General features: G+C 63.9%; 28 protein-coding genes. 13 read left to right on the top strand and 15 right to left on the bottom strand.

Going from position 1 to position 26756, the window contains the following annotated elements; genetic code table 11:
- Positions 1–5: 5 nt before the first annotated feature.
- The gene (locus D7I47_RS02410) at positions 6–1289 is read right to left on the bottom strand and encodes an FtsX-like permease family protein (protein WP_157981596.1); all 1284 of its coding nucleotides are present in this window, start codon (positions 1287–1289) and stop codon (positions 6–8) included.
- A 48-nt stretch (positions 1290–1337) separates the two neighbouring features.
- Positions 1338–2072, bottom strand: a complete 735-nt coding sequence (locus D7I47_RS02405; RefSeq protein WP_120763774.1) for an ABC transporter ATP-binding protein — start codon at positions 2070–2072, stop codon at positions 1338–1340.
- Between the two features lie 308 nt (positions 2073–2380).
- On the opposite strand from D7I47_RS02405, the gene D7I47_RS02400 reads away from it, so the two are divergent.
- The 3 genes from D7I47_RS02400 (at position 2381) to nhaA (ending at position 5780) form a co-directional block, all read left to right on the top strand.
- Positions 2381–2854, top strand: coding sequence for a YbhB/YbcL family Raf kinase inhibitor-like protein (locus D7I47_RS02400; protein ID WP_227000796.1), 474 nt, complete (start codon positions 2381–2383; stop codon positions 2852–2854).
- Positions 2855–2888: 34 nt separating this feature from the next.
- A complete protein-coding gene (locus tag D7I47_RS02395; RefSeq protein WP_120761561.1) occupies positions 2889–3878 on the top strand; it encodes an SDR family NAD(P)-dependent oxidoreductase in 990 nt (329 codons plus the stop codon).
- A 102-nt stretch (positions 3879–3980) separates the two neighbouring features.
- Positions 3981–5780, top strand: a complete 1800-nt coding sequence (gene nhaA / locus D7I47_RS02390) for a Na+/H+ antiporter NhaA (RefSeq protein ID WP_120763773.1) — start codon at positions 3981–3983, stop codon at positions 5778–5780.
- A 30-nt stretch (positions 5781–5810) separates the two neighbouring features.
- Here the strand turns inward: nhaA and D7I47_RS02385 are convergent, their stop codons facing one another.
- Positions 5811–6227, bottom strand: a complete 417-nt coding sequence (locus tag D7I47_RS02385) for a hypothetical protein (protein ID WP_157981595.1) — start codon at positions 6225–6227, stop codon at positions 5811–5813.
- A gap of 1020 nt (positions 6228–7247) precedes the next feature.
- On the opposite strand from D7I47_RS02385, the gene D7I47_RS02375 reads away from it, so the two are divergent.
- The gene (locus D7I47_RS02375; protein WP_120761558.1) at positions 7248–7604 is read left to right on the top strand and encodes a hypothetical protein; all 357 of its coding nucleotides are present in this window, start codon (positions 7248–7250) and stop codon (positions 7602–7604) included.
- 63 nt (positions 7605–7667) lie between these two features.
- Here D7I47_RS02375 and D7I47_RS02370 read toward each other — a convergent pair whose 3' ends face one another.
- Positions 7668–8111 carry a hypothetical protein gene (locus D7I47_RS02370; protein ID WP_120761557.1) on the bottom strand — a complete coding sequence of 148 codons (444 nt, stop codon included), beginning with the start codon at positions 8109–8111 and terminating at the stop codon, positions 7668–7670.
- A complete protein-coding gene (locus tag D7I47_RS02365; protein WP_120761556.1) occupies positions 8108–8647 on the bottom strand; it encodes a hypothetical protein in 540 nt (179 codons plus the stop codon). Before D7I47_RS02365 ends, D7I47_RS02370 begins: the two co-directional genes overlap by 4 nt.
- A 538-nt stretch (positions 8648–9185) precedes the next feature.
- Here D7I47_RS02365 and D7I47_RS14685 point away from each other — a divergent pair.
- From D7I47_RS14685 to D7I47_RS02345, 4 genes are all read left to right on the top strand, one after another.
- Complete coding sequence (locus tag D7I47_RS14685; protein ID WP_157981594.1) at positions 9186–9725, top strand: response regulator transcription factor; 540 nt, start codon at positions 9186–9188, stop codon at positions 9723–9725.
- Positions 9726–9809: 84 nt separating this feature from the next.
- Positions 9810–10361 (top strand): RNA polymerase sigma factor, encoded by a 552-nt coding sequence (locus D7I47_RS02355; protein ID WP_120761554.1) that lies wholly within the window; start codon positions 9810–9812, stop codon positions 10359–10361.
- Entirely contained in the window at positions 10354–11316 is a 963-nt protein-coding gene (locus D7I47_RS02350) for a hypothetical protein (RefSeq protein ID WP_157981593.1), read from the top strand. Before D7I47_RS02355 ends, D7I47_RS02350 begins: the two co-directional genes overlap by 8 nt.
- A gap of 56 nt (positions 11317–11372) precedes the next feature.
- Positions 11373–11780, top strand: a complete 408-nt coding sequence (locus tag D7I47_RS02345; protein ID WP_157981592.1) for a peptidase inhibitor family I36 protein — start codon at positions 11373–11375, stop codon at positions 11778–11780.
- Between the two features lie 72 nt (positions 11781–11852).
- On the opposite strand, the gene D7I47_RS02340 is transcribed toward D7I47_RS02345, so the two are convergent.
- From D7I47_RS02340 to D7I47_RS02300, 9 genes are all read right to left on the bottom strand, one after another.
- Complete coding sequence (locus D7I47_RS02340; protein ID WP_120761551.1) at positions 11853–12374, bottom strand: hypothetical protein; 522 nt, start codon at positions 12372–12374, stop codon at positions 11853–11855.
- Positions 12358–16317, bottom strand: coding sequence for an SGNH/GDSL hydrolase family protein (locus D7I47_RS02335; protein ID WP_157981591.1), 3960 nt, complete (start codon positions 16315–16317; stop codon positions 12358–12360). The genes D7I47_RS02340 and D7I47_RS02335 overlap by 17 nt, the downstream gene beginning before the upstream one ends.
- Positions 16318–16667: 350 nt before the next feature.
- Positions 16668–17084: a hypothetical protein gene (locus tag D7I47_RS02330; protein ID WP_157981590.1), complete on the bottom strand. Its 417-nt coding sequence runs from the start codon at positions 17082–17084 to the stop codon at positions 16668–16670.
- Between the two features lie 119 nt (positions 17085–17203).
- Complete coding sequence (locus D7I47_RS02325; RefSeq protein WP_120761548.1) at positions 17204–17488, bottom strand: hypothetical protein; 285 nt, start codon at positions 17486–17488, stop codon at positions 17204–17206.
- A gap of 144 nt (positions 17489–17632) precedes the next feature.
- Positions 17633–17917, bottom strand: coding sequence for a hypothetical protein (locus D7I47_RS02320; protein ID WP_120761547.1), 285 nt, complete (start codon positions 17915–17917; stop codon positions 17633–17635).
- Positions 17918–17937: 20 nt separating this feature from the next.
- On the bottom strand, positions 17938–18279 hold the full coding sequence (locus D7I47_RS02315) for a hypothetical protein (RefSeq protein WP_157981589.1): 342 nt from the start codon (positions 18277–18279) through the stop codon (positions 17938–17940).
- The gene (locus D7I47_RS02310; protein ID WP_157981587.1) at positions 18276–19043 is read right to left on the bottom strand and encodes a hypothetical protein; all 768 of its coding nucleotides are present in this window, start codon (positions 19041–19043) and stop codon (positions 18276–18278) included. Before D7I47_RS02310 ends, D7I47_RS02315 begins: the two co-directional genes overlap by 4 nt.
- Positions 19031–19492, bottom strand: coding sequence for a hypothetical protein (locus D7I47_RS02305; RefSeq protein WP_120761544.1), 462 nt, complete (start codon positions 19490–19492; stop codon positions 19031–19033). The genes D7I47_RS02310 and D7I47_RS02305 overlap by 13 nt, the downstream gene beginning before the upstream one ends.
- Positions 19489–19782, bottom strand: a complete 294-nt coding sequence (locus tag D7I47_RS02300) for a hypothetical protein (protein ID WP_120761543.1) — start codon at positions 19780–19782, stop codon at positions 19489–19491. Before D7I47_RS02300 ends, D7I47_RS02305 begins: the two co-directional genes overlap by 4 nt.
- Positions 19783–20631: 849 nt before the next feature.
- Between D7I47_RS02300 and D7I47_RS02295 the strand changes: the two genes are divergently transcribed.
- Positions 20632–21636 (top strand): metallophosphoesterase, encoded by a 1005-nt coding sequence (locus D7I47_RS02295; RefSeq protein WP_120761542.1) that lies wholly within the window; start codon positions 20632–20634, stop codon positions 21634–21636.
- 300 nt (positions 21637–21936) lie between these two features.
- Entirely contained in the window at positions 21937–22503 is a 567-nt protein-coding gene (locus tag D7I47_RS02290) for a hypothetical protein (protein ID WP_120761541.1), read from the top strand.
- A 415-nt stretch (positions 22504–22918) separates the two neighbouring features.
- Here D7I47_RS02290 and D7I47_RS02285 read toward each other — a convergent pair whose 3' ends face one another.
- Positions 22919–23926, bottom strand: coding sequence for a hypothetical protein (locus D7I47_RS02285; RefSeq protein WP_157981585.1), 1008 nt, complete (start codon positions 23924–23926; stop codon positions 22919–22921).
- Between the two features lie 433 nt (positions 23927–24359).
- Between D7I47_RS02285 and D7I47_RS02280 the strand changes: the two genes are divergently transcribed.
- The 3 genes from D7I47_RS02280 (at position 24360) to D7I47_RS02270 (ending at position 26718) form a co-directional block, all read left to right on the top strand.
- Positions 24360–24692, top strand: a complete 333-nt coding sequence (locus D7I47_RS02280; RefSeq protein ID WP_120761539.1) for a hypothetical protein — start codon at positions 24360–24362, stop codon at positions 24690–24692.
- A 292-nt stretch (positions 24693–24984) separates the two neighbouring features.
- Positions 24985–26157: an XRE family transcriptional regulator gene (locus D7I47_RS02275; protein ID WP_120761538.1), complete on the top strand. Its 1173-nt coding sequence runs from the start codon at positions 24985–24987 to the stop codon at positions 26155–26157.
- 30 nt (positions 26158–26187) lie between these two features.
- The gene (locus tag D7I47_RS02270; RefSeq protein ID WP_120761537.1) at positions 26188–26718 is read left to right on the top strand and encodes a hypothetical protein; all 531 of its coding nucleotides are present in this window, start codon (positions 26188–26190) and stop codon (positions 26716–26718) included.
- Positions 26719–26756: the final 38 nt, after the last annotated feature.

Here is a 26756-nt window from a genome sequence, read left to right as displayed (position 1 = left end):
CATTGTTAGTTGCCGCCGGAGGTGATCGCTTCTATCGGCCTTCGACGCATCGCGAACAAGGCCGGCAGGAGTGCTGCCGGTAGGCAGAACACCGCGGAGAGTGCCACCACCGCGGCCAACGCATCGGGCTCTAGGGCGGCATGCACGTCAGGTGCTTCATGACGCACGGCTGCGACGATCGACAGTCCGACCGCTACGGCTAGCAACGCGGAGACGAGAGTTGCCGTAGCGACGTGGATTGTGACCTCCCACAGGACGAAGAGGCCCCGGGTGCCCGTGCCGGCCCCGACGATGCCCATCAGTGCGCTGGCGCGGCCTCGCTCCTCGTTCGACATGAAGATGCGAGCTGCGGCGCCCACGATTGCAAGCAATACTGGTCCGCCCAGGATCAGCGCGAGCGCCCCCGAGTCTCCGCTACCTCCGGATGAGTTGGCGGTTTCCACTGTTCGCTGCCCAACGAGGAACGTCACGGGCAGGCCTATGGCCACCAGCAATGGAGCAGTCGGGCCTCCCGTGCGGGTGTCTGCTTGTATCGCGTGCGCACGTGCGACGAACCAAGCAGCGGACCACCCTGGACGGATAACCGCAGACCAAGCCCGGGAAGCGGCCGGGAAGACCCACGGGCCTGCTGCTGCCGTTGCGGCCACGAGCACAGGTCCAATGAGAACGGACTGCGCGGCGCCCGTCGGCAGCGAACTTGGGAGGCCCGCCGTCATCCAGCCCGCCACCAAAGCCAACAGCCCCGCAGAAGTCAGCTTGAGCGCAGGCCTCGGAGAATCGCCTGTGTCGTTCAAGACCTGGATCGGACTCTGATATCCAGCTCGATGTGCCGGGGCTGCGCCCACGACTGCAACATAGATAACGACCAGGCCGGCCGTCGCCAGCCCGGTCTGCACGGAGATCGGAGTCCGGATTCCTCCGAGACCACTGGACGACTCCAAGGCGAGCGACAGCAGGCTCGGCAGGAAGATCGCCGCCAGTGCCGTACCTAGCGCCGCCCCGACAGCCGCGGTGAGGAAGAGTTGAAGCGATACCACCGTCGAGACCTGTGACGGAAGCGCGCCCACAACCCTCCACAACGAAAACGCCTGAGAGCGTCGGCGGACCGCTGACCTCACCACCGAGCTGAGCACGACCGAGGTGGAGACCGTTGTCAAGAGCAGGCTGACGCTCGCGACCGCCGCCAGCCCGAGAGCCTGCGTCCCGCCGACCCTCACGGCAGCCTCAATCAGCGCGGCAGGTGCTGATGCGGCGACTGTCGACGCGACGATGACGAGCAGCGGTGCCAACCATGAGCTCGCCGTGACCTTGGCATCTGCGCCCAGTAGCAACCACATTCAGGCCGCCAACTCCACGGCGTCGAACACTTCGCGTGTGGTCGGTGCCACCAGTTCACGATGAAGCAGACCATTGCGAAGGACGAGAACGCGGTCTGCGGATGCGGCTGCCTCCAGGTCGTGGGTCACCATCAGCACCGCTCGACCATCGACGGCTGTGAGACGCAGCTGGTCGAGGACGAGACGTGTTGCGCGGGCGTCAAGTGCACCGGTTGGTTCATCGGCAAACAACAACTCCGGCTTCGAAAAGAGAGCCCGAGCGATCGCGACTCGTTGCTGTTGTCCGCCTGACAAGGTTCCGGGAAGAGCTTGCGCATGATCTGCGAGCCCCACCGCATCGAGTGCCTCCCACGAGGCTCGGGGTTCGAAGCGTCGACGCGCCAAACGTGCAGGGAGCTGCACATTCTGCAGCGCCGTGAGTGACGGGAGCAGGTTGTACGACTGGAACACGAACCCCAGATGGTCGCGGCGAAACCGGGAACTCCGTCCGACAGAAAGTTCGCTGAATCTCGCTCCCGCGATCCTCACCGAACCGTGCGAGAGGGGGACGAGCCCGGCAAGGCAATACAGGAGCGTCGACTTGCCCGATCCGCTCGGACCGACGATGCTGACGAGCTCACCCGCGCGGACTTGCAGCGAGATTCCGCGCAGCACATGTGCCTCGCGGGCGGCGCCCCTTACGGGGTAGCGCTTCTCGATGTCCTCCGCGACGAGGAGAGCGGATTCCGTGTCCATCAACGTGTCCATTCGTTGGTTGTCAGGCGGGGTCGGGCTCCGCGGGCGGAGTCTCCCGCGCCGCCAGTGTGTTCGACGGTCGACCAGACCGCGTGGGTGTGTGAGGGACAGGGTTCGCATTGGACACCACGCATACCACGCGCGCATTGCGCTACGGCGACTGTGGCTGTCCCCGACATGGCCACGACGAAGAGTGGTATCGCCACCTACCTTGAGGGCGCGGCTTCGACCACCGCTTCGACCTCCTAGAGAAGGGCAAGACAATGACCACTCCTTTTGACCGCCTTCCGGCAGTCCCTGCACTGACGGTGACCAGCACCGATGTCGTCGACGGTGGAGATTTCGCGCCGGCTCAGTACTCGGGACTGTTCGGTGTTCCCGGTGGCGAGGACCGCTCCCCCCAGCTTCAGTGGACGGGTGCCCCGGAGACGGCGAAGAGCTTCGTCGTCTCCGTGTACGACCCCGAGGCACCCACACCCTCCGGCTTCTGGCACTGGATGGTCGTCGACATCCCGGCCGGAACCAGCGAACTGCCCTCGGGTATCACCGAGCTGCCGGGGAACGCCTGGACGGTGAAGAACGACGCTCGCGCCGCCCAGTTCATCGGCTCCGCGCCGCCTGCAGGGGCAGTTGACCACTACGCCATTTCCGTTCAAGCGCTCGACATCGCGAGTGTCACCGAACTCGGAATCGACGCAGAGGCGACGCCGGCCTTCGTCTCCTTCAACATCCTGTCCCACGTGGTTGCTCGCGGTGTCATCACGGCCATCGGCCGCCAGTGACCCCACGGCTTCCGCGATCAGCGCGTTCCTGGAAATGAAGCACGAGCGTGAGAGCGCCGTGAGGCGTCCGGTCAGGAGCCCGTTCTCCTCACTCGCGACCGCGGACGAGGTTCTCGCTGGCAGGGATCTCAGCGGAAAGCGGATCATCGTGACGGGCGGGGCTTCGGGGTTAGGAGCCGCCAGCGTGCGGGCTCTGGCGTCCGCTGGAGCAATGGTCACGATCGCAACCCGAAACGCCGCTGACGCGGACGATATCGCGAGGCGTTTCGAGCTGGTTGACGGGCGTGTTCTGGACCTCGGGGACCTGCAGTCGGTACGTAGATTCGTGTCGGACTGGAGCGGCCCGGTGGACGTGTTGATCGCGAACGCCGGAGTGATGGCGTTGCCAGAGCGGAAGTTGACGGCGTCCGGTTGGGAGATGCAGTTGGGCGTGAACTTCCTGGGGCACTTCGCACTCGCGTACGGGTTGCACGAACAGCTCGCCCAAGCCAACGGAAGGGTGGTGATCGTGAGCTCCGGAGCGCAGTTGCGTGCACCGGTGGACCTCGCCGACCTCCATTTCGACAGCCGTCCATACGATCCGTGGGTCGCGTACGCCCAGTCGAAGAGCGCAGATGTGCTGCTCTCGGTCGGGATCACACGACGCTGGATGGGCGACGGGATCACCGCCAATGCCTGCTCGCCGGGCGCGGTTCACACACAACTCCAGAGGCACATCCCCGCCGAGGCCATGAGGCAGATGGGTGCGATGGACGACCGGGGGAACTTGATCCACGGTGAAGGCTTCAAGACTCCCGAGCAGGGTGCGGCGACTCCTGTCTTCCTGGCGACGTCCCCCCTCGTCGAGGGAGTTTCGGGTGCCTACTTCGAGGACAACCAGGAGTCCGCGGTGGTCGACGGGGGGCCGGAGCCCCGCTCAGGCGTAGCGCGCTGGTCTCTCGATCCGGCGCGAGCGGACGCGCTTTGGGAGTTGGCGTCGCTCACCGTCGAGCGGGAAACCAGGGCCGAGGACCGAGAGGACTAGCCGGGGGCGGGGACGTCTTCCGGGCGTCGGTGGAGTCGGGTCGTGCGGGTGAAGGCAGGAGCGTTGGCGGTGTCCTCGAGTGTCCAGGACCCAAGGCGCGGGATGAGCGCTGAGAAGCTTTCGGCGTTGCTCATGCTGCTCGGCGTGGTTCTCGCGATGGCGTGGGCAAACGGTCCTTGGCCCGAGAGCTACCGAGGCTTCTGGTCGCTTCCGATCAACATCTCGATCGGGCAGCTGGCAGCCGAGACCAATCCGCTCCACGTCGTGAACGAGGTGCTGATGACCCTCTTCTTCTTCATCGTCGGGCTGGAAGTCAAACGAGAGTTCGCCATCGGCGAGCTACGCGATTGGTCGAGAGCGCTCGTGCCGGTTGCTGCGGCTGTCGGCGGGTTGCTAGTACCCGCACTCATCTTCATCGCCGTCGCGTCGGGAGGCGGAGAGGCAACAGCGTGGGGAATCGTGATCTCAACGGACACTGCTTTCCTGTTGGGCGCGTTGTCACTGATCAGTCTTCGGTTCCCACAGCGTTTGCGGACGTTCTTGCTGACGCTTGCGGTTGCCGACGACATCGGGGCGCTCATCGTGATCGCCTTCTTCTACACCGGCGCGATCAACCTTGTCGCCTTGTCAGTGACGCTTGCTCTGCTTGCGGCCATCGCCATGGTCCGGTACCTGCCGAGCCATCGCGGGTTCGCCTACGCGGCTGTCGGCGCGGTGCTCTGGCTCGCGGCTGCCGACGCGGGGCTGCACCCCACGTTGACAGGGGTGGCGGTGGCCCTGTTCATCCCAGTGTTCTCGCCGTCCAGACCCGATGTCGAACGCACCGCCGAACTGAGTAGGGCCTTCCGCGAGTCGCCGAACACGGCATACGCGGCCGCTGTGGCTCGGAGTCTTCGCGAGTCGTTGTCGATCAACGAGCGCGTGCAGAGCACCTGGCGACCATACGTGGCGTTCGGTGTCCTTCCTCTGTTCGCGCTGGCGAATGCCGGCGTCACGATTGATCCTGCTGTCCTGCTGTCGGCCCTCGTGTCGCCGATCTTCTGGGGTGTGATCGTCGCGTTGGTCGCCGGTAAGTTCGCCGGCATCTCGGGCGTCACGTGGATTCTGCGGAAGTCCGGAAAAGGGACCCTCGCGCCAGGACTTTCGTTTCACAGGATCGCCGGGGGCGCCGCACTGTCCGGGATCGGCTTCACGATCTCGTTGTTCCTTGTGCCGATCGCTCTGGAAGACCCGACGCAGCAGGACATCGCCCGGATAGGCATCCTGGTCGCGTCCCTCTTGGCTTTCGCCATCGGGTGGGCAGTTCTCGGGATCGGGGACAGGCTGAGACCCCCACGACCGGTGGGCGCGCATCTCCAACGACCCGTGGATTCTCAACGGGACCACATCAGAGGACCGGTTGACGCACCCATGACGATCGTCGAGTACGGGGACTTCGAATGTCCCTACTGCGGGAGGGCCACGGGCGTCATCGACGAGGTGTTCGCGGAGCTCGGCGATGAGTTGCGCTGGGTATGGCGACACCTGCCGCTCGATCAACTGCACCCCCACGCCCAGATCGCGGCTCAAGCGTCCGAGGCTGCGGCCGCGCAAGGCAAGTTCTACGAGATGGCTCGCCTGATGTTCCGACACCAACAGGCCCTGAGCCGGGAGGACCTCTTTCGCTACGCGGAGGAGCTCGAGATGGACGCGCAACAGTTCGAGGAGGACTATCGGAGCGCGGACACCATACGCCGAATCCAGGATGATCGCGACGATGCGGCCAGCATGGACCTGCACTCGACGCCGACGTTCTTCATCGGGTCGAATCGGCATCTGGGACCGTGGGACGCAGCGGTCCTTGTCGAGGCGCTGCGTGCGTCGATCCAGAATCCACCACACAGCAACCTCGCGGAGGGCTGATCGCAAGAAGACCTGGATCGGTCGGGACGCTCAGATTCGCCAGGTCGTGCGGGAGAACGAGGGACGCAACACCAGGCCGCCCAGCAACGTCTCTTGGGTGACCCAGCGGTCGACGGTATCGACTGCAGTCGAGAGAGAGTGGAGCTCGTCCTGGCTCGCCTTGAAGGCAAATCCGAATCGCCCGATGTCCTCTTGAGGTGTTCGCGAGGCGCCAGTGGGGACCGCGAGCGAGACAGTGGAGAACGTGGGCCCGACCTCGACTGCCAAGCCGGAGGCCACGTTGCCGCAGCTCTGCCCGAAGGCGCCGGTCTCAAGGTTCGTTATCGACACCCACGACCATTCCCAGGAGGTGCCGATGCTTGCCAGCAGTCGCCACAGGTGGTGCTGGTCGAAGACGAAGCCTTGGTCGCTCCCCGAGTTGTTCCAGCGGAGGTCGGGCTCATCCACGGCCTCGATCGGAGCAAGTTGGGCCAGTTCTTCGCTGTGGAAGTCGACCGTCGGAGCGGCCAACGCGCGGACGTCGTGAGCACCCGGCAAGTGGACGCGTCCAAGAGGCTCGTTGGGAAACTCAGCGACCCCAGCAAACCAAAGGTCCCGTAAGCCCCTATTGACACACTCGACGGGACGAATCCTGTTTCGGTACTTCGAATAATCCTCCCGGGAGAAGGACATGGCGACAACCAGCGAGATCAACTAATTCCAGAGCAAGCGCATCCGTGCGCTCGCGGGCGACAAGTCGCTGATCGACTTGGTGGACTGGGCTCGTGTCGAGTGCAAGTACCGGGACCACACATACGAGTGGCTGAGCACGGTCGCGGCACGTCTCGCGTTCGAGGGATACACGCGGGTGTCCAATGTCCCGCTCAACCTGCTTGAGGAGTTGGTCGGGCGTGTGAAGGAGCGTGACCGCGTCCACGCGTACGACGAAGGGGGCCACACCGACGGGGTGACCCCCTCAGGAGCAGTCGATAGCTAGACGAGCATGGGGACGCGAGCAGAGATGCACATGCACTGGCTGTCATTGACATGCGATCCCCACCCACATTGGTCGTCCGTTCCCTGGTGTCCGCCCAGGTGGTAGGCGTCGCACTCGCAGACTGAGAAGCGTCGCGGCTGGATCTGAGCGGCGCAGTCCTCGAGTCGGGCACGCAGCTCGGCGACGGTGGTGCGGTCTTCACCGCCACCGTTCGTGCGACGAAAGTGCTATTTCATAGTTGTCGAGGAGCATGGATGTTGAGTAGGGGCTACAAGTCGAGGACGTGGTCGGTGACGCGGCTTGGCCCCAGAGGGCGGGGCCTTCCGCGTCCAGTTCATTCACCGCGAGATTGAGGAAGCCCGATGAATCGAGTTGCACGACTGTCATTGACCTTGGCGCCATTGACGCTGCTGGCCGGGTGCTCCATCGCCGCCACCCCTGGCGGACAAGGAGGCGAACCCCAGTCTCCATCACCGGAAGTCGGAACGGAAATGCAGGCCATCGCCGCAACTTGCAATGGCCTCTCGGTGCTATTCACCAACCTCACCGGAGCCGCCGACCTCCAACGGACTGGGGAAATTGACCAGGCTCAGTTCAACGCCATTACCCGGGTGTCCCTCGCGGGCATTCGCGCGTTGCAGCAGCAAGCTGCAGAACACCAGTACGGGCTCATCGATCAACTCGAAGCACTATTGGACGCTGCCGTGCCCCCTGACGGTGGCGATCCCAAGGGCGAGGCATTCGACCCGTCGTCGGAGGTATTCGGTTCAGCTAGGCGCGCGGTCACGGGTGCGTGTGAAGCAAATGGCACCCCTGTCGCGGTGTGGGCGGTCGTCGCTGGCGGCTGAGCGCCCAACCCGCAAGATGCCCGGTCTCGAGAGACCGGGCATCTTGCTAGCGGTAGAGCGCGATTAGTAGTACAGGACGTCGTACCACAAGCTGCCGCTCCAGGTGTCGTAGTCATTGACATAGTTGCCACCGACTGCGCTGGAGAGGTAGAACGTCCCGGCTGACAGCCAGGCGTTGCCGTTGTCTGCGTGGAACTCATGCCACGCGCCGGCGGAGATGTACCCGCTGATTCGGGCGTTGGTGGAAGCACTCAGGCCCGGGCGACTCGCGAATGCGATTCCGCAGCCACAACCGCCAACGCTGGTCAGCTTCAAGTACATGACATTCTTCGCATGGGTGTTCGTGCGGGCGGTGCTCCAGTACTGCACGAAGAAATTGTCCTGCTGATACCCGGAGATGGAAGTTGTTGTATCTGCGGATGCCGGCTGCGCTGCGGTGGTCACTCCTGCGACAACCAGGATGCCGGCGACGAGGACCTTCCAGCCGGACTTGCGCTCGCCGGTCACTTCTCGAATCCTTCGCAGCTCAGAGCAAAAAGCGCTTCGTCCCCGGTAGGAAAGTTGAGTGCCTTCGCCGCAGCCTGTAGGGCTTCGCTATCGAGTCCCGTCAGGTCGGTCTCTGGGACAGACGGAAGCTTCCAGTATGTCTCGAGCGCCTTGGCGAGCTCCTGGCCGGTGATTGACTTACTGTGGAGTCCGGCATCAAGCCAGGCGCATCGCCAGTACTGCGCCGCGACAGCATCCGGGAGCCCCACCTCGAACAGGTGCTTCAGGCCGTCGTTGGGGTGGAAAATCGCTGGCGCTACGTTGGGGAATTGGTACCCCTCCGGAAGCGCTGCCGGATAGTTGCTCACCACTGCCGCCCATACGGCATCGATTTGATCGTCGGTGAAGGAGGCCACTCCCTCGCGCACGACGCCGGGGGAGATCAACTCGGCGTCCGTGCGGGGTCCGTCGACGGCAATCGCCTGACTTGCTGCCGAGAGGACCCCGATGGTTATGGCGCTGGCAAGAACTGTTGCCCACGTCTTGCGTAGTGACATGTCGACCCTTCGGTGATGAGTGTTGGTGCTCGATAGCCGGAGCCTGGCATCACCCTCGACGCCGGACTATCCACCTTTGGTGACATCGCGGGCAGACGTATGTCGTTCCCCAGAGCGAACAGATGTTGGCGATTCCAGCTGGCGGGGAACGAGCCGAGTACGAGTCCTCCCTGGTGCCACTCGCATGCGGCTGCTTCCCGGGCCCGCCAGATCGTGTCCCACGCCGGGATGGTCGCGTTGTGCTAAAGGGAACCGCGACAGGGACCAACTCGATCGTGTGGGGCGCCACCTTCAGCCACAGCGAGAGGTTCAGCCGGCCGTCGCGCCGCGGGGCGACCCGCCCAACACGAGAGAGTGCCCGAGGAGCGAATCAGTCCCGCGGGCGCTGTATTGCTCGAGCCGTCCACGCCAGATGGGCGGCCGTTACTCATCCCGCGTATCCGGAAACGAACCGAGTATGGGTCGCGATGCTTTGCCAAGTGCATGTGCCGCGATCGTCGTTGCGAACGACGTCGCGCGCGCAGGAGTCCGAGCGATCGTGACGGAGGACGGCGAGTTTGCGGTCGGACTCTGTTCGCCAGCCCTCGACCGCGACGTGCTCCTCGAAGAACCTCCACAAGTCCTTGTCATAGACCCAGAGCTTCCCGGGATCAGCCCCCTCCGCTTGCTCCACGAGGTGCGACAAGTCGCGCCGAAGACCGGACTCGTGGCGTTGTGTTCCCGCCCCCGGGCGGATCTTAGCCAACTGCTACAGAGTCGCGGTGTCGCGCAGATCGTCAGCTATTGGGCCCCGCAATCCGTGCTCCTGAACTCCATCCGAGCGGCGGCGGCCGAACGCCCCGTCGGAGAGCCCATTCTCAAATCGCAACTCAGGGAAGCTGGCGACGAACTCACCTCGCGTGAACACGAGGTGCTCGGCCTGCTCGCCGGGGCGTTCTCCAACAAGACAATCGCCATCATGTTGGGAATCAGCGAGGGAACGGTCAAGCGCCACACGAACAACCTCTACCGAAAGCTCCGGGTGACGTCCCGGATACAGGCATTGCTCGAGGGGCGACGACTCGGGTACGTCGCATGACGGCGGCGACACAGCGCACTGAGCATCTCGGCTGGCTGACGCTCGTTGTGTTACCTTCCCCCACGAACAGGTCTACGCGGGGGCATGTCCGGCTCGTTCAAGAGGGGGTGGCGGTTGCCGGAGAGAGCCGAGGCGGAGCAGCTTTTCCGCGAGATCTATCGCGAGCACCGGAGTCTGATTCTCACAACCTGCGAGCGTCGACTCTCCGACCACCACGCCGCCGAGGACGCCACTGCGGAAGTGTTTCGAATCGCCTGGCAGAAGATCCTGGATGGCAAACGCGTGGACCTGCCCTGGTTGTATCGAACGGCGAGGAACGTGGTGGGCAACGAGTACCGTCGTCGCGGCCGTGCGCAAGCACTCTTCGACAAGACCGAGGAACTCGCCCGGGTGACGGGCATCGCCACACCCGAGCGCTCGATCGAAACCCTGGCCGCGCTCTCTCGCCTCCGGCTCGACGATCGCGAGATCCTCTTCATGGCCTACTGGGAGGATCTCTCGTCGTCGGAGATGGCGGCGATCCTCCGTCTTCGCGAGACAACCGTGCGCATGCGCATCAGCCGTGCTCGAGCGGCGTTGAGGCGAGTGTTGGACCAAGGCACCGGAGAACGAGAGGAGGTGACACCCGTTGGATGAGCTTGAGCGCCTCGTGCGTGGGGCACGTCCGGACATCGGTAGCCGTTTCGATCCCCTCCCCTTCCGGGCGGAGGCGGAGTTGGACGCTATCGTCGCTCGATCGACCATCGACCGCCCCCTCCGCTGGCGGGTGCCGGCCCTCGCGGTGTCGGGGCTCGCAGGAGCGTTGGCGATCCTTTTCACTGCCGTTAGTGTCTTCCACGCCCCTCAGGCGAGCATGGCGGCGCCCCCGGCTCTCGAGTTCGCCGCGACCGAGGAGTCCGTCGGCCACCTCATGTCCCGGTTGAGCTCCGCGGCAGAGTCGCTGCCGGGCGCTTCCGGCTCCGCAGAGCGAATCGACTACGAAGCGTGGTATTCCGAAGTGATCGTCGACGAGGACCACGCCGTGCACTATGTGCAGCCCTACACGGTGAGCCGCGTTCGAAATGCGGACTTCTCCGGATCTCAAACTACCTGGGCCGGCGACATCAGGTGGGGTACGGTACCCGCGGATGACGACGCCGACGAACCCGGAACGCTTCTCGAAGAGCTGACCTTCAACGCCGGAGAATTCCCCCTGGTATATACGACACCGCCTCCCCGATCGGCGAGCAGCCTGCGTGACTACTTCCAGGCGGTCCTCGGGGATAGCCCCAGTACCGGAGACTATTTCCGGGCGATCCACGATCTCAGCCTCGAGTGGGTCCTCGACGGGCCTCAGATGGCGGCCGTGTACGAACTCGTGGCGGAACTCCCCGACGTAACGGTGGCCGGCACGACGACCGACCGCCTGGGTCGAGCAGGCGTCGGTATCGAGACCGCGACCCGCGTCGGCTTCCGTGATGTCCTCATCTTCGACGAGAACACCGGTGGGCTTCTCTCAGCGGAAGAGACCTACCTCGGAGGTCTCGACTGGCTCAAGAACACCCCCTCTCCGACCGTCTTCTCCTACGTCTCCTGGAAGGAACTCTATTGAAATCACTCGGCGCGCTCGCCCTTGCCCTCACAGTGCTCGCCCTGGGGATGCCCTCCGTGAGTGCGAACGCCTCGGAACTCGAGGCCCCGAATGCAGCGCAGGCGCAGATCGACCGAATTCTCGAAGCCAACCCAGGCGGCGAGCAGATCGCCCCCGGCCAAATTTCGTGGGACTCCGGGAGCGTCGTCCTGACGCTGGAAGAGGCCGTGACGCCCTACGTGCTCAGTGCGTGCGCATCCGGGCGATACTGTGCGTGGTCAAGTCCCGCCTATGCGGGAACCCTGCTCAGCTTCTCCTCCTGCAGCGCGGCCGGCACAATCAGTACCGCAGGTTTCCCGATCCGCTCGATCGCGAACCAGCGAACCAGCGGCCACATCACCGCCGGTAGCTACTCACTCTCGGCAGGCACGAGCCTCACCAGCATCAGCGGCACGATCACTTCGATCACCTGCTATACGGGCTGAACGCGCGGCCTCCTGCCGGAGATAGTTGAAACCCGAAGCAGCTGGGACGACGTCGCTGGTACCCGGTGGAACTCAGCCGCCGAGCTCCCCGACGGTCTTGTGGCGGTCGGTTGCGGTCGCCCCGTTGAGTTCCTTGACGCAGTCCGTGTCCGCGTACGCAGGTTCACCTCCGCGCTCGAGGTCGAAGGTTGCCGTAAGGCAGCTATACACGGTTTCGGGGCGAGTTCCCCACCCCGCGGGACTGTCGTACCCCATTACGATGACGCTAACGACGCCCGCGCCGTCGAGTACTCTTGCGCTGTAGATCAGGCGGGTAGACCGACCACCCACACCAACGTGGAGAAGGTCGGGATCGCCGTTCGGGTCAATAGCGAGTTCTCCTTCGGTGTCGAGTCTGTGGTCGTGGACGTACTGAACGAACGAGTCTTCCGTGTTTGCTGCGGGAGCATTCGCGATGAACTGCTCCTTCATCTCCGCGAACTCTGAGCGAGCTCTTGCCGTCGCGGCGGCCTCCCCTGCGCTGGCACACCCCACGAGAGTGGCCACGACGAAGACCGCGAGGCACGCTGCCCCGAGGCTACGGATAGACACCATCAAGAACATCCTCCAATGCAGCCGCGAAGTAGCTGGTCCCCAGCGTATTCGGGTGCACTGATTCCTGAGACACGCCGAGACCGAAGTTGGGCCCGGGCACGGGCATCTCGAACATCGGCTTGTCACCTGGAGTTTGGGTGAAGACGAGCCCATTGATCCCCGACGTTGTAGTACACAAGTTGTGGCCGGTGAACTGCGACTGGGGATCCGCAAAGAGCACGCGCTGAGCCCCGGGTTCGTCCATCGTCGCGGCCGCGTTGCTCATCACGCTTGTGAGATCGGTCGAGAGCTGGTTGAGCCAAGTGTGGTTCGAGGCGTCGATCTCCACACAAGTGGTGTCAGTCTCGAACAGGTTGGGATAGCCCATGAGCACGATGGTGGCGTTGGGTGCCCTTTCCTTGATGGCTGCGAGCACGGTGACGAGAGTCTCCGGCAACTCGTACTCCAACCGGCGCGCCGTTGCCGTTGCGATGTCCTCTGAACCATCCCCGCTCAGGAATACGGCAAAGTCACAAGGTATCCCGTAAACCAAAGAGCGAACAATGCATGCACTCAGTATTGGACTGAACCGCATGTCGTTACCCCCGATGGAAAGGGTGACCAGAGTCGTGTTTTCGTCAAGGTAGCCACGATCCATCTGGCTCACCTGGTGATTGGTTCCGTCGCTCCCGTCCTCACCCTCCGCGTTTTTCGGCGGAGCGGCCAGGCCCAGGTAGGGCAGGAGATGCTCGGACTCGGCGCCCGAACAGGCGAGGAACTGGTAGTCGAGCGAGGCATCAGCGTGGTCAGCTCGGTAGCCGATGGTCTGACTATCTCCCGGCAGCTTCGTCTTCCTCACCCAGTTGTCCTTCGACACGTGGCAGCCGTTCCGGCGTGCAGCATTGGTGCCATCGTGATCGCTGTATGGCTCGTAGGAACCAGCTCCCTCGCCCGAGGAGAAAGAGTCTCCGAGCGCCACGACGAAATCACTGGGCTTGCTCGAAAGCGTCTCGAATCCAACGGCATCCCACGCGACATCGTCGACCCCCATGTTGTACCTACCGAGGTTTGACAGGGTCACCGTGGGTGAGCCGTCTACTTGGAACACGCCGATCGGCACCCATTCGCTCGCATATCGACGCTGCGCGAGGTATCGAGTCTGCGACTTTCCGGGCGCGTAGTTGACCGTGTAGGCGGCGCTGTCCGTCCAGCCTGCATAGTCGGGTAGGTGGATCCAGACTCGCGTCCATTGGTTGGTGAGGGATTGGCCGAGGGACCACGTTCCGGTCACCGTTCGTGACGGCTGGGAGGCCTCTTGCGTGTGCGCAAAGTAGAAGTGCCCGTTGAACCCTCCCCCCTGCTGATGCAGATCGACCTTGGCTGGGTAGCTGCCATTCGGATCAACACTGCCGAAGGTGAATTGAAAAGACCCCGTCCTCGATTGCGGAACACATTCGTCGCCGGTCTGCTCCACTGAGGAGTTGCGCGCGTCAGCGTGTGGCGTGTCGTCGACGACCAGCATCGCGACCGGCGGCGCCGAACAGTTCGGAAGGAAGCTGGATTGGCGTGTCTTCGGGTCAAGTGCGGTATTCGACATACTGCTGTTCTCGGTGGGATAGGAACTGCTTGAGAAACGTTCGTTGCCGAACCCGCATTCGCTGGCACCGCAGTTCTTCCAAGTCACGTTGCCGTGCCAATAACAGAAGCTGCCAGCGATAGTGCACGGGTTTGTCGTGTAGCACCCGTTGACTGTCGGGTCGCAGAACGACTCAAGCGGCGGCTTGACGGTATCCCGGTTCGCGTTGGTCGTCCACCACGCCAGGGTGTACGACGGCACCAGGCGAGTTGGGTACGTGCGTGTCGGGGCGTCCGTCCATTGCGTCTCGACCAGAGTGAGTCCCCAGGCGGCGAAACCCATCACCTTCTCCGGATACGGCCAGTTCTGCGGTTGAGCGGCGTCCGCGGCGTTGTTGTTCGCGAGGAACGCCAGCCGGCTCGGTGGATACTTCGGGTTGATGGGGTTGTTGCTCCACCCCAAGCCCCAGGTGCCGGCGGCGGTGGTGCAACTTGGGCCGGGAGAGCAGCCCGTGCCATTGCCAAGAGCAGCGCTCGAGGGCTGAAGGCCCGTGTTGTAGATCCAGACCGCAGCGAACCAGTTCTCGATGCTGCTGGCTGAGCCATCGTTGATCGTGATACCGAGGCTCTTCAGCTGGTTCCACTTCTGCCCGAGCATTCGGACGGTCATTGCGATGTTCGCGGTGTAGTCCAGCGCGATGGCGCGTTGCTGGGCGTAGGTCAGTGCGGTCCCCCCATCGTGTCCGGCGATTCGCATTCCGTCGGTGATCTGCCCGACTCCGTATCCGCAGTCGGCTTGGGTCCAGTCGATGCTCCACAGATTCGATTGGTTGCCGTAGAAATTGCCGATCAGCGGGTTGCCGGTGTTTCCGGGGGCTGTGAACCTTGACGCCTGCCACATATTCGATTCCTGCATGAGCACGCCCAGGACGACCTGCGGCGGCATCGTTCCACCACCGGTCAACGCAACTGGCGGAATGAGCACCTGTGGCGCGTAGTTGGTCATGCCGAGGTTGCGCCAGTTGGCCGGTCGAGCGACGGTGAGCTGTCCCTTCACGGCGCGATCCACAGCCCACTCGACCTGGCGTGGCTTCGGTTGATACGCCTGATTGTCGGGGTCGTTGCGGGGCACCGAGCAATACCTTTCGCTTTCGACAGGGTCGTGTGGGTCGCCCGCGGTTGCCGCTACCCATAGCCGTCCCGGCCGCGCAAAACCGAACGCCCCGCGAGCTGGTGCCTCGCTGGAGTCGCCTGACCATGCAGAAGGTTCGTACTGGCCCAGGTTGAACGCGAGTTCGCGGCCCGTCACGGTTGCGATCGCAGCGACCTTTGCTTCGAGGTCGTCGGGCGTCATCTTGTCACTCGCGGGTGCTATCCCGGCAGGCTTAACCGAAGTCACGACAAGTTTGCCAGTGCTAGAGACGACCGAGTTGGGGCGCCCCGTGGGGAGCGACTTCACCGAGTCGTCTGCAAGGGTCCGCTTGACTCCGCCGCCAAGTAGGTAGAAGCCACCACCTTGAGCGCTGCGTATTCCCAGCTCGGTGACAGGGCCGGTGGCGATGCGCGTCGGCTTGGTCGTCTTGGCCAAGGGCAGGATGTATGCGGAGGCGGTCGTCCCGTCGTACGCGACATAGCCAAGCCGGTCCGTGGCATCAATGGAGAGGTCGTATGTAATGCCGCTGGTCGAGGAGACCCTGCGGGCCTTTTCGCCGGCCGGAACGCCGATGATGCCGCCGTCCGATACCGCGTAGATCGTCCCAACCTCGTCGGAGACTGCAGAGGTGGCCTGCGAGTTCACGCTCGTCTGGTTGATCACCCTTCCTGAGCTCGCTTCGATCGCCGCGATCAGGGTGCCTCCCGTCCCCGGAGCGTCAGCCGAAAGGGTGAAGGTGTCACCGGCGCCACAGCCAGGGTTGAAGTATGCGATCGAATATCCGGTCCCCAGTTCTCTCACGGCCCCACTGCTCAGGTCGACAATCGCGGCGGTGGCACCGAACCCGAAGCCCTCCTCGCTGTTGGTGATCGTCCGCGGCCCGTAAACGACAGCCATGTAGCGGCCGCTCGAGGTAACACAACTGTTCGAGATCCACAGGTCGGCGTCCGGGTCGTTGGTGGGGAGTGAGGTGAGTTCATTCCATGCATAGCCGTGGGCCTCGTCGGCATGAAGCACGGCCAGGCCCTCGCGGCCGCCGACCACGACGCTGACTTGGTCGGAGCTATCGGCCCACTGCCGGCCCAGAACCGCCTCCCGGTCGCCCCAGGCGATGCCGTTCGCCGCGTCTACCTCACGCAGTTCCGGCTCGGGCTGCGGAGTGCTCGCTTGCGCCGACAGAAGGTCCGCACCGGATACGGCCACCGACGCGATCACCCCCGCCGCAAGGACGGCCATCAACGTGCGAGAACTCCATCGCGAGCTGTACGAGCGCATCCTGCCCCTGACTATCGACGACGACATGAGGTGCGCCGAGCCCTGACTTCCTGCGTGGCATTACCCCATCGAGCACTACTTGCGATCGTGGCAGTAGCCGGGGCGCGGGGTTATAGCACCTTGGTGTCAAGGAGCGGCGAGATAATCGCGGCGCCCACAACCGAGCTCAACGGGATGAGGTACACCGGCCCATACGATGCGCGAAGTCTCATTCGGGTCCTCAGGGAGGGGTGAGCGACCGACGGGCCGCTACTCGCCGTGCGTCGGCGCCGTGACATCAGGTCGGCGACCGGATCCTCGTTCCGTGTGGCTCAAGTTCGCGATTTCGTGCGGGAGAACGAGGGGCGCAGCACCAGCCCCTCCGGCAACGTCTCTAGGGTGACCCAGCGGTGGATGATCTGCACTGCGATTGCGACGCTGTGGAGCTCGTCCGGGCTCGCTTTGAAAGCGAACCCGAATCGCCCGATGTCCTCTTGAGGTGTTCGCGAGGCGCCAGTGGGGACCGCGAGCGAGACAGTGGAGAACGTGGGCCCGACCTCGACTGCCAAGCCGGAGGCCACGTTGCCGCAGCTCTGCCCGAAGGCGCCGGTCTCAAGGTTCGTTATCGACACCCACGACCATTCCCAGGAGGTGCCGATGCTTGCCAGCAGTCGCCACAGGTGGTGCTGGTCGAAGACGAAGCCTTGGTCGCTCCCCGAGTTGTTCCAGCGGAGGTCGGGCTCATCCACGGCCTCGATCGGAGCAAGTTGGGCCAGTTCTTCGCTGTGGAAGTCGACCGTCGGAGCGGCCAACGCGCGGACGTCGTGAGCACCCGGCAAGTGGACGCGTCCAAGAGGCGGTGTCCATGTCATTCGACTACGCCCATCGGGCGGATGGACACGACGTCGGTCGTGATCAGTTTGATCCGACGACTCACGGGAGCCTGCAGTTCGAGGGCGAGGACCATCGGCGCTGCGATCTGGCAGCGGTCGAGCCGGACGATGGTGAACGCCTCCGCTTCGCCTGCCTCAGCGCTGTGCGTGATCCGGGTGCCGGTGCGGGCATCCAGGTCCAGCAGATAGGCGGCTTCCTGGGTGAGCACCGTCCACGCACCGTCCATCGATGCGTCCAGCGCGCTGACGGTCGTGGTCATGCCGCCACCCGCCGACCCCACCTGTCGATCAGTTCGGGCCGCTCGGCCGGCGCCGGCGATGGTGGTGCCATGACCGGCCATACACGCCGGTCTCGACTTGGAGACAGCTCGCGGACGGGGCGCCCGTCCTCGCCGCTGGACGCCTCACCGCTCATCGGAGAGTCGCTCGATCAAGACGACATTGGTCGTCTGGCGCGTCGTCGCGAAGACCTCTGGCACCGACAGCTCGATCCAGAGGATCATCGGCGAGCCCACCTCGCACCGGGAGATCCGGAGCAGCTCGAACTCCCCCTCATCCCGGCGGAGCTCACTCGCCTCCGGCGACTCGGGCAGCCTCACGCCCGTCCGGTTCGTCAGGTCGAGCAGGTAGATGGAGTGCTCCGTCGTGACCTTCCAGGACCCGATGGCCGAGTCCTTGAGTTCGGTCACGACTTGGGGTTGGTTGCGCGTCACTCGGCCACCTCCCGAACGATGCGGACGATCGGCGTCGTGACCGCCCACCGGAAGTCGACCGAGTCGTCGTCCGCCTCGTAGGTGAAGTAGGCGGGACCGCCGACGATGCAGTTGGTGATACTGCGGAGCCGCAGCACCTCGACTTCGAACTTGTACGGGTTCGCGTCCTTCCCGGGCATTCGCTGCGCCGTCATCGAGTCGAGGTCGATCCGGTGGATGGAGTGGGCCGTGTGCACGAGCCACACGCCTGTGTCCGCGAACGTGAGCTCGGCGACCTCCATCGGGCCGCCAGCCGGATTCGGGCCCGGCAACTCGCCAGAGATATGTGAATCGGTCACTTCGAGTCCTCCTCGAGCCAGACCTTCAACTCGTTTGCCCAGTGCTGGTAAACCCTTCGCCCAAGCCCCACCCGCACGAGAGCGTCGCGCTCGCTGGTGCCGGTTGCAGTCAGCTGCTGCACTTCGATGACCTGCCGGAATCTGGCGGTCGCGTTCTCTCGACGCCTCGAGGCCAAGGCATCCCTCGCCTCCTTGCGCTTCAAACGCTCCCGGGGTGTCTCGAAGACCCGCCCCGCCCGGAGGAGGGGCTCAGGCGCTTCGGCGAGAGGGGGGAACGTCAGTGCGGGGTGATCCGGCTGCAGCGATCGCAAAGCGTCTTCGAGGGTGCGTACTCGACGAAAGACTGCGTTCCGCACTGACGCCTCGAGCACGTTGATGAGCGCAGTGGCAGGCCGGACATGCGTCGGCTCGAGGCAATCGCGGGTCCCACACAAGTGGTGGACAGGCGGGAAATCGCGCATCTCACCTGGGAACCCCGCCACCGCCCACGCGACCGTGCGATGGACCAACCGGTTGGTGGTTCCGCGCCCGGTCATGCCATACCCGTTCGGGCGCCGATTGCCGGTCCAGCGCAGGCAGCCGGTGCTCGGCTCGCGCTGCGCACGCGTAGACAGCGCACTCAGGACAGCCTGGGCGTCGCGAGCCTGGATGGCCTTCTCGACGGGGCCGAGGCGACTCTTCGCAGTTTTCACTTGCTTCTCCTCCGTGGTGTTGTTCTTCGACTCGGCCGGACGCGAGTGAGGTTGTTGGTTCACCAGAGCCACCTGCAGTCGCGGTCCTCGATGCTTCGCAGTTCGAATCCGGGCGAGAACACGCGGTCGTAAAGCCAGTCGGCGAAAAGGCCGAAGGTTGCACTTGGGGTGTGCAGCTCGGTCGGATGCGCCAAGTACTGCCACGCACCCACGCCGACATCGACGCGAGGCCAGCTGCGCGCCGCAAGTGGCGCTACCAGGTGCGGGTGGTCGTCGAATCCGATCTCGACGGCGAGGCCACGCTGGTTGCCGCATGATTGGGCATAGATCCCGAGGTCGGAGTCCACGACCAACCATTCGCGCCCCTGGTCCGACCCGATCAGTCCGATCAACTCGCGTAGATGCTCGACGTTGCGCACACCCCCCTCGTCTTGTGGCGTGATCCAATGCAGCGCGCGTGCGGGAAAGAGTGCCAGGTCCAGGCGCAGATCAAGCTCCGGCCCAGCTAACAGCAGGCTCATCCCTGGAAGTCCTCGGGGCGACCCAGCCACACCACGTCGGTTGTGACGCGTGTCGTTGCGTAGGTGATCGCGGGATCCCCCAGTGGCTCGAGGACGAAAACCGCTGGCCCGCCGACCTCCATCTGCCGAACATGCAAGACCTTCAGCCACTCTCCGTCGCGCCTCAGATCCACAGACAGCTGTGACTCTCGGCGAGGGACGCGCATGAGGCGCATTTCTGCGAGATCGATGAGGTAGGCGGATCCCGACGCCGTGATCATCAGTTGCGTTTCGACAGCCGCAGGCTCCATACGAGCTCCTCCGTTCCGTTCGGATTGGAAGCATTCCGCGCAGCCCGAATCGATGTGGCCGAAAGAGTCCCACCTAGTGCCGCGCACTAGAAGGGAGTGAACGGACTTGATCGACGCGCACTCCGCTGGTCAGAACTCGAACGAAAGCAACCTCGGCAAAGGACACTCGACGAGGAGCGCTGTCTGGCCTTTCACCGAGCTGAGAGCTCAGACAATGGTCCACCGAGGGTCATCGCATGGCTTCGCAACTGCGCGGCGTTTGAAAGCTGGGTGCGAGTTCACTCCCGCATGCCCAGTCCTCTTTCGGACGACCCCGTCGAGCGTCACCTTGGGCACTGGGTCAGGCGGCAACGCCGTGACCAATGCGCTCTCTGCGTATACCAGCGCGACCGGCTAATGGACGTTCATGCGTTCTCTTTCGAGCCGCGAACTACCCGCTGGGATACGTCGCTCTACGAGGTTGTGGACTTCGTGGAAGCGGCTGGTCGGCGGCCGAGCCACCATGCTCCCGAACTCCGTGAGCGTCGGCTTGGTCTCTGGCTTCGGCGGCAACGTGTAGCGGACCTATCGGACTTTCAACGCACCCTCTTGGCTCGCGCCCTTGCCGGGGCCGAGTGAACCGCCACACATCCGCAATGTACCGCCAGCGACGGCACCGCCGACGTCGTGGCCGTGCGCATGAAGCGGGCGACCGACTTCGCCGCGCGAATCGCGGCGCAGAGCTACAACGGAGGAAAGTAGCCCGGCAACCGGGCTGCCTCGCGAACCGTCGATGCGTCGGTTTCGATCCCACTCTCGATGTCCGAAGCTCGGGATACAACCGAGGCACCCTCGACGGAAGGAGCTTCGATGAGCCATGAGCCGGAGGTTGTCGCCGATGGTTCGGTGGGGCTGCTCGGTGATGCCCACGGGAACCTTGACTTCATCCTTTCGGCGCTCGTTGCTCTCACCGAAGCCCAGCCTGGCATTCGTCGCGTCTGGCAGCTTGGCGACGCAGGGCTCGTTTGGAGTGGGCATCCGTCGGAGCGGGCGAAGATCGCCCGAATTGACTCCCTTCTCGAGATGCTCGGCATCGACCAGTTGGGCTGCGTTCTGGGGAACCATGAGGGTTACGGCGTTTTGGCCCATCGCGAGTCCGATGCTGTGGGTCGCATTTGGCTCAGTCCACGGATCTTCTACTTTCCGCACGGATACCGAATGACCACGCCGGCTGGGGTTGCGATCGCGGTGCTCGGCGGCGCTGGCAGTCCCGACCGGAGCATCCGCACTCCGGGTCGAAGCTGGTGGCCGGAAGAAGCCCCCGACGACGACACGCTGCACGCCTTCGCCCAGGGCGGGCCGGTCGACATCCTCCTCGCCCATGACGCGCCGCGCTCGGCAGCACTCACCGCTACTCTCACCAGCGGGGCGTTCTCCGACTCTGGGATCGCCTACGCCACCCGCATTCAGGACCGCTTCCAGAACGCTGCAGCTGAGGCGATGTCCGACCGCGGCCTCATCCTCTCTGGCCACTACCACCAGCGCGTCAGCACCACGACCGAGATCCACGACGCCGAGGGGCGCGCGGTGACGGTTCGAAGCGAGGTCCTTGCCGCGGAGACGCAGTCCGGAAGTGTTGCGGTGCTCAACCTGGGTACCCAGCAGCTGCGGGACGTCGTGCTCCTCGACCCGCCCGTGGCGCGCAAGCGCACCCGAGTGCTGCGAGAGGTGCTTCGGGGACGAGCTTCGGAACGAGACATCGCTGCGCGCCTCGGCGTGACGACTCGACAACTCCGCCAACTCCGCAGCGGACACCTACCGGTGTGGTCCGGAATCCTCGAGCGAAGCCAGGCACTGGATGGCGACGAGGAGTAATCCCCGCGGGTAAGGAGTCATCGATTCGCGGGGTCGCGGCCAAATGGGGCGCCTGAATCGACCGATCGACCTGTGGCAGATGAGCCGAGGTTCATCGGTGCCGCAAGCCGATCCAACGCGAGGCTGGGCGTGGCGGCCGAGACGGTGCGGTGTGGGCGTCAAAGCGTCGGGGGTGGGCTGGCCATCTATCCGGTATCTCTCGTCAGCAACGACGAAATCTCGTGACCGTGCAGATGCCGCACAGTGCCGCGCACAGATGCTCCGACGGGCCATCCCGGCCCGAGATTCGGAGCATCACACATGAACCACGACGCCTTTGTCCGTTTCTGGGACGCAGCGCTGACCGCGGTGAAGGAGGCGGGTATCGAGCTCGATCTCGAGGGTCGTCGCACGAAGCGTGCGGAGCGCTCGATCCTGTTCCCTCACGCGTACCCGGCTCCCGTGAAGCGCAGCGCGGTCGCCTGGGTGGAGGCACTTCACCGTGCCGAGTCGTTCGTTGCCGAGAATCGCCGGTTCCCAAGCCGTAGGAGCGCGGACGCGGGTGAGCGTTCAGTCGCGAACTGGCTCTACGCGCAGCGTTCCGCTGACCTCAACGCCTTCCAGAAGCAGCGGTTGAAGCAGAGTCCGGCGTTCGTCTCGAGCGTGCATGACGCGCGGTGGCTGGTTACTGCTGTGGAGCTCGAGTCGTGGATGCTCACTGCGCGGCGTCTGCCGCAGCTCAACTCTGCCGACCCGGTCGAGTTCGCTTACGCGCGCTGGTTCGGGCGCGCGTTCGAGGATTGCCGTGCCGGTCGTCTCGACCCGCGTCGCGCAAAGCTCGTCCTCATCCTCCTCGACGCTGCACGCCAAATGGCGTGCGCCGCGTAGGGCAGACACGCCGCGCATCCTCACACCTTCAGACAGAGATCCTTCGTTCGCTGGAGAAAAGCACCCGGAGTCCTCACGCAAGACGGCCGCGCGCAAGGGCTGCGTTGCAGGAAAACCTGCGGCGCGCGTTGCAGGTTTTCCTGCAAGGCAGCGGCCCTCCACCTTCAGCAGTCCCGTCCCCGAGCGCCATGAGGTGCGGCGAACAGACCTTAACCGACGATGAGGAGGTCAAGGCGAGCCCTGCCCTCCGGAGTGAATGGCGCGTTAGCGTGAGGCACGAAGACCGCCGTGGAAACGATCTGAGTGCGGTTACCCACATCGTTCCCGGAGGTCTTCGCTCACCTCAGCCGATTACAACGTGTCGGGGAAGAACAGCTCGCGATCGAACAATGAGAAGGAACTGCCCAGGAGCTGGTCAGTGGAGTGCCGAATCAGCCCACTTGGCCAGACCTCCGATCCCGCTCAGGACGGTTGTTCTGTACTCGCTGTCGAGATGGCCGGCGGTGGCGAGATGAGCCCAGTGCTTGTCGGCGGCGACGACGTCGCAATAGGGGATCGAGTGGGCCAGGTCGTAGATATCTGCCTGGTCGTGTTGCCGAAAGCTGTACGCCGGGTTGCGAAGTGCTTGAAAGAGGAGCTCGGCAACGACGTGCTCAATGGGGACCTTTCCGATCAGGGACACACCTGCGGCGGGGGACGGCACCAGATTGACGAACTCGTCGAGCGACGTGAGTTCGATCAGTGACGGTCGGATTGCTTCGAGTCGCTGAAGGATGATTGCTCGGTACAGCAGTGAGTCGTCGCTTGCCACGCGTTGCACGAATCGACGGAGTGCTTCCTGCTGATCGACCCACTCGTCTCCATGGCGGTGAGTGGGGCGGAAGTCGACGCCCGCGAAGTTGTGGCCGTCATCCGATCCGACCAACTGAATCCACTCGAAGTTGCGTGGTTCGAGGAGCGAGAAGAAGCTGACAAGCTCCGGAGGCGGCTCTACCGGTGGGCCTTCCGGTTCGGCGTTCGATTCGAGGGTTTCGACGAAACGGTATCTCCCCATTTCAGAGTTGAACGCGTGGCGGACTCCTGTGCCCAGAACCCAGGATCGCGGCAGTCGCTTCGGCTGCTGTTCCAAGCCGCCTTCTCGCCGAGCGTCGATCGCGAGTGAGACCTCCGCTCCGGTGAGTTGATCTATGTCGCGCAACGAGACGTACCCGGACAGCATCGCGATCGTTAGTCCGAGGTCATCTCTTGATGCTCTTGCACGCCGGTTCCATACCTCGAGGTAGTTCATGTTCGACAACGCGACTTGGACTCGCCCGGATTCGGTGGCCTCAAGCAGGTGGCCCCAAAGCTCGCGGAATGGATCGTCGGCGTGAAGCCGAGCACGCGAGAGAGCCACCCACACCGAGGTGTCGAGGTGCAGCACGGGCGCGGCATTGTGCGTTCGCGGTGCTGGGAGGACTGAAGCAGCGGTGCCCATCTGTTCCCGTCCTTCCTTGGCCAAACGGTACTCGCAGAAGGCCGCCGGGGGCTCATCCAGGGTGTCCACCGGAGGTTCCCTACCCGGGACAGTGAGGTCGCTCTCGTCCTTCCAGGGTTCATGGGGACTGAACCGTCCCAACAGACTGGTCCGGTGAAGAGTCCGGTGAAGGGGCGTCTGTTGACACGGCTGCCAACCGAATCTCCCGGGTAGCGTGTTGCTCGAAGGCAGCGCCGGGATGCTCTCGCGCATTGCCGGATGCTCCCGTGGCGGTATGGAGTGGTTGCCGTACCGAAGTCGCAACCGGTTCGAGCTTGGCGGCATATATCCCGTTGACAACAACTCGACGGGCAAAATGCCCCGAACCGGAAGTAGCTCCATGGCAAACCTCACCACCCTCGCGTTCCGTATCGACGTGGACGGCACCATCACCGAACTGCACCTGGAGGGCGACTGGCGCGACAAGGCGCAGCAGATCCGCGAAGCGATCGGGGGAGGGATCGAGCGCATCTCCGGGTTCCTTCCCTCCGCGGACGCCTACGTGCACAACGCCGGCCCTTACGTGAAGGGCATGCGACTCAACCCGTACGCGTCAGCGATCTACCTCGACGGCGCGGGCGAGATCTACGGGCCGGTCGTGGTGGTCCCACACCAGCGCGTTACGGAAGCGACCGACGAGTCGCCTTGGGTCCTCGTGCCGCTGCCCAACTAGGACGGTTCTGTGCGGGGGCTCTCGGGACTGGTGCGAATCTGATCGCTGAAGCCGTGTTCCGAGGACTCCCGCCACCTGATCAACTCGTCTGGCCTCCGCGTCCCGGGATTGCATTATCGGGTGATCGCTCGGGGAGGGTGAGCACCGTGTGCGCCGTTGAACAGGTTTCGGAGTTCGAGAACTCTCGTTGGTCGCAGCGTGCCTGCCATGTGCTGTGCAATGGGGGGAAGCGACACGCCGCATTCAGCGAATACCCATTGCGATAATCGCACTCTCCACTAGCATCACCCCCATGGACTCTGCAACTGCAGACCGTGTCCGTGCCGTGATTAGCAAGCTCGGGATGTCGAACAAAGAGTTCGCCGAGGCTATTGGCATGCCGGTCGACCAACTGTCCAAAGCGTTGAACGGGAAGCGTCGTCTAAGTGCCTTTGAGCTCGCGGTAATCGCCGACCTTGGTTCAACGACAGTCGACTGGCTCTCCACCGGGACGCAACGGCAACGCCTGGGTCTCGCCGCGCGTGCAATCGGCCTTGAAACGGTCGAATACGAGGATGAAGCCCAGCAGATCGCTTCGCGCTTCGCGAACGCCGCTGAGGTTCTAATCGAGCTGGGGATCAGGCCGGAGCCAGAGGCTCTTCCGCAGTTGAAGCAGAACGGGTGGTTCGTCGACGAAGGCGAAGCCATGGCGAAGTGGGCACTCGAGCAACTCAATCCCGACGTACTTCTCACATCGACTGTCGAACTCGTGAGTGCGGTTGAGGAAGCATTCGGGGTTGACATCGCGAACAGCACCGAGCTGCCGGTCGGCTTTGATGGATTGTCGTTCCAAAACGACCATCTGCGTCTGATTCTTCTACTCACTACCGAGAACTGGACGCGACGCCGCTTCACCTTGGCGCACGAACTCGGCCACGTTCTTTGGGCCGATGCACGCGACTACGCCCTGGCAGAGGAGTTGCGCCCCGGCATCGACAACTCTCACAAGGAGAAGCGAGCAAACGCATTCGCTGCGGCCTTCCTGATGCCAGAGAGTTTGATCGAGCAGGAAGTCGCCGGCGAGAAGGTAACTGTCGAGCTGTTTCATCGGCTCATACTTCGCTTCAAGGTCTCTCCGAGCTCGATGGCTGTACGTCTGAACAAGCTCGGCCTACTTGACCAAGTGACATTCGCACGCTTCCGACGCTTCCGAACCCGGGATTCGATCGACGCCACTGGCTCGAGCAAGATCGAAGCGCAGGAGATAGCTGCCGCCCAAGCTGCTTGGGCGCCGACCCACATGGTGGCTGACTTCCTTACGGCATACCGAGAAGGTCGGATCACTTCGAAGCCACTCGTGGAGCTCACGGGGCAACCCGAATGGGCATGGCGGGAACTCTTGAACGACGACCTCGACCTCTATCTCGCGCAACCGGGCATCGACCTGGACTTGCCGTCGGAGGATGAGGACATCTACGCCCCGTAACCCGTACCCGCTACCCGAGCGTTGCGACTCATGTTCCTGTTTCCGGATACGACTGTCCTCTGCAACTTCGCGGCGGTGCGGCGCATGCCGCTCCTGCGTGAGTTCCTCGGTGATCGCGGGCGCTGGGTGCAAAGCGTCGAGGGTGAGGTGAAGCGTGGAGTTGCGATCCACCAGGATCTCGAGCTTGTTGTGTCTGAGGACTGGTTCGGTGCGGCAGTATCCGCCACGAAACGCGGCGAGATCGCGCGCATCGAGCGTTTCCGGACCCTTCACATGTTTGGCGACCCCACGAAGCCTCTGCAGCACCTAGGTGAGAGCGAGACGTTCGTCGTGCTGAACCGAGCTGAGTTCAAGGGCGCAGCCTTCCTCACCGACGATTTCGACGCTCACCGGATCTTCGATGGATTTGACGTCCCTGTTCTGGACACGCGAGACGTGATCGAGTCGCTCGTGGCCTGGAACTCGCTCTCAGCTAGCGAGGGTTTCGACATCTGCGAGGAGATGGCGGCCAAGCAGCGCACGCTGCGCAGGCCGCCTGCGTTCCCTCGCGATCTCGGTTAGTTGCGAAAATCGCAAGGTCCTTGTAGCGTGTGAGTGGT

The organism is Protaetiibacter intestinalis, assembly GCF_003627075.1.
GTDB classification, from domain to species: domain Bacteria; phylum Actinomycetota; class Actinomycetes; order Actinomycetales; family Microbacteriaceae; genus Homoserinibacter; species Homoserinibacter intestinalis.
The sequence above is the reverse complement of the archived record's forward strand: the minus strand, read 5'-3'. Positions and strand labels throughout refer to the sequence as shown.

What these genes read in the sequence shown, in the direction of transcription:
- D7I47_RS02335 (WP_157981591.1), bottom strand. Translation starts at nt 16,317, where the DNA reads ATGGCCGTCCTTGCGGCGGGGGTGATCGCGTCGGTGGCCGTATCCGGT.
- D7I47_RS02340 (WP_120761551.1), bottom strand. Translation starts at nt 12,374, where the DNA reads ATGGTGTCTATCCGTAGCCTCGGGGCAGCGTGCCTCGCGGTCTTCGTC.
- D7I47_RS02405 (WP_120763774.1), bottom strand. Translation starts at nt 2,072, where the DNA reads ATGGACACGGAATCCGCTCTCCTCGTCGCGGAGGACATCGAGAAGCGC.
- D7I47_RS02275 (WP_120761538.1), top strand. Translation starts at nt 24,985, where the DNA reads ATGGACTCTGCAACTGCAGACCGTGTCCGTGCCGTGATTAGCAAGCTC.
- D7I47_RS02280 (WP_120761539.1), top strand. Translation starts at nt 24,360, where the DNA reads ATGGCAAACCTCACCACCCTCGCGTTCCGTATCGACGTGGACGGCACC.
- D7I47_RS02325 (WP_120761548.1), bottom strand. Translation starts at nt 17,488, where the DNA reads ATGACCACGACCGTCAGCGCGCTGGACGCATCGATGGACGGTGCGTGG.
- D7I47_RS02395 (WP_120761561.1), top strand. Translation starts at nt 2,889, where the DNA reads ATGAAGCACGAGCGTGAGAGCGCCGTGAGGCGTCCGGTCAGGAGCCCG.
- D7I47_RS02270 (WP_120761537.1), top strand. Translation starts at nt 26,188, where the DNA reads ATGTTCCTGTTTCCGGATACGACTGTCCTCTGCAACTTCGCGGCGGTG.
- D7I47_RS02290 (WP_120761541.1), top strand. Translation starts at nt 21,937, where the DNA reads ATGAACCACGACGCCTTTGTCCGTTTCTGGGACGCAGCGCTGACCGCG.
- D7I47_RS02375 (WP_120761558.1), top strand. Translation starts at nt 7,248, where the DNA reads ATGCAGGCCATCGCCGCAACTTGCAATGGCCTCTCGGTGCTATTCACC.
- D7I47_RS02295 (WP_120761542.1), top strand. Translation starts at nt 20,632, where the DNA reads ATGAGCCATGAGCCGGAGGTTGTCGCCGATGGTTCGGTGGGGCTGCTC.
- nhaA (WP_120763773.1), top strand. Translation starts at nt 3,981, where the DNA reads ATGAGCGCTGAGAAGCTTTCGGCGTTGCTCATGCTGCTCGGCGTGGTT.
- D7I47_RS02305 (WP_120761544.1), bottom strand. Translation starts at nt 19,492, where the DNA reads ATGAGCCTGCTGTTAGCTGGGCCGGAGCTTGATCTGCGCCTGGACCTG.
- D7I47_RS02365 (WP_120761556.1), bottom strand. Translation starts at nt 8,647, where the DNA reads ATGTCACTACGCAAGACGTGGGCAACAGTTCTTGCCAGCGCCATAACC.
- D7I47_RS02355 (WP_120761554.1), top strand. Translation starts at nt 9,810, where the DNA reads ATGTCCGGCTCGTTCAAGAGGGGGTGGCGGTTGCCGGAGAGAGCCGAG.
- D7I47_RS02300 (WP_120761543.1), bottom strand. Translation starts at nt 19,782, where the DNA reads ATGGAGCCTGCGGCTGTCGAAACGCAACTGATGATCACGGCGTCGGGA.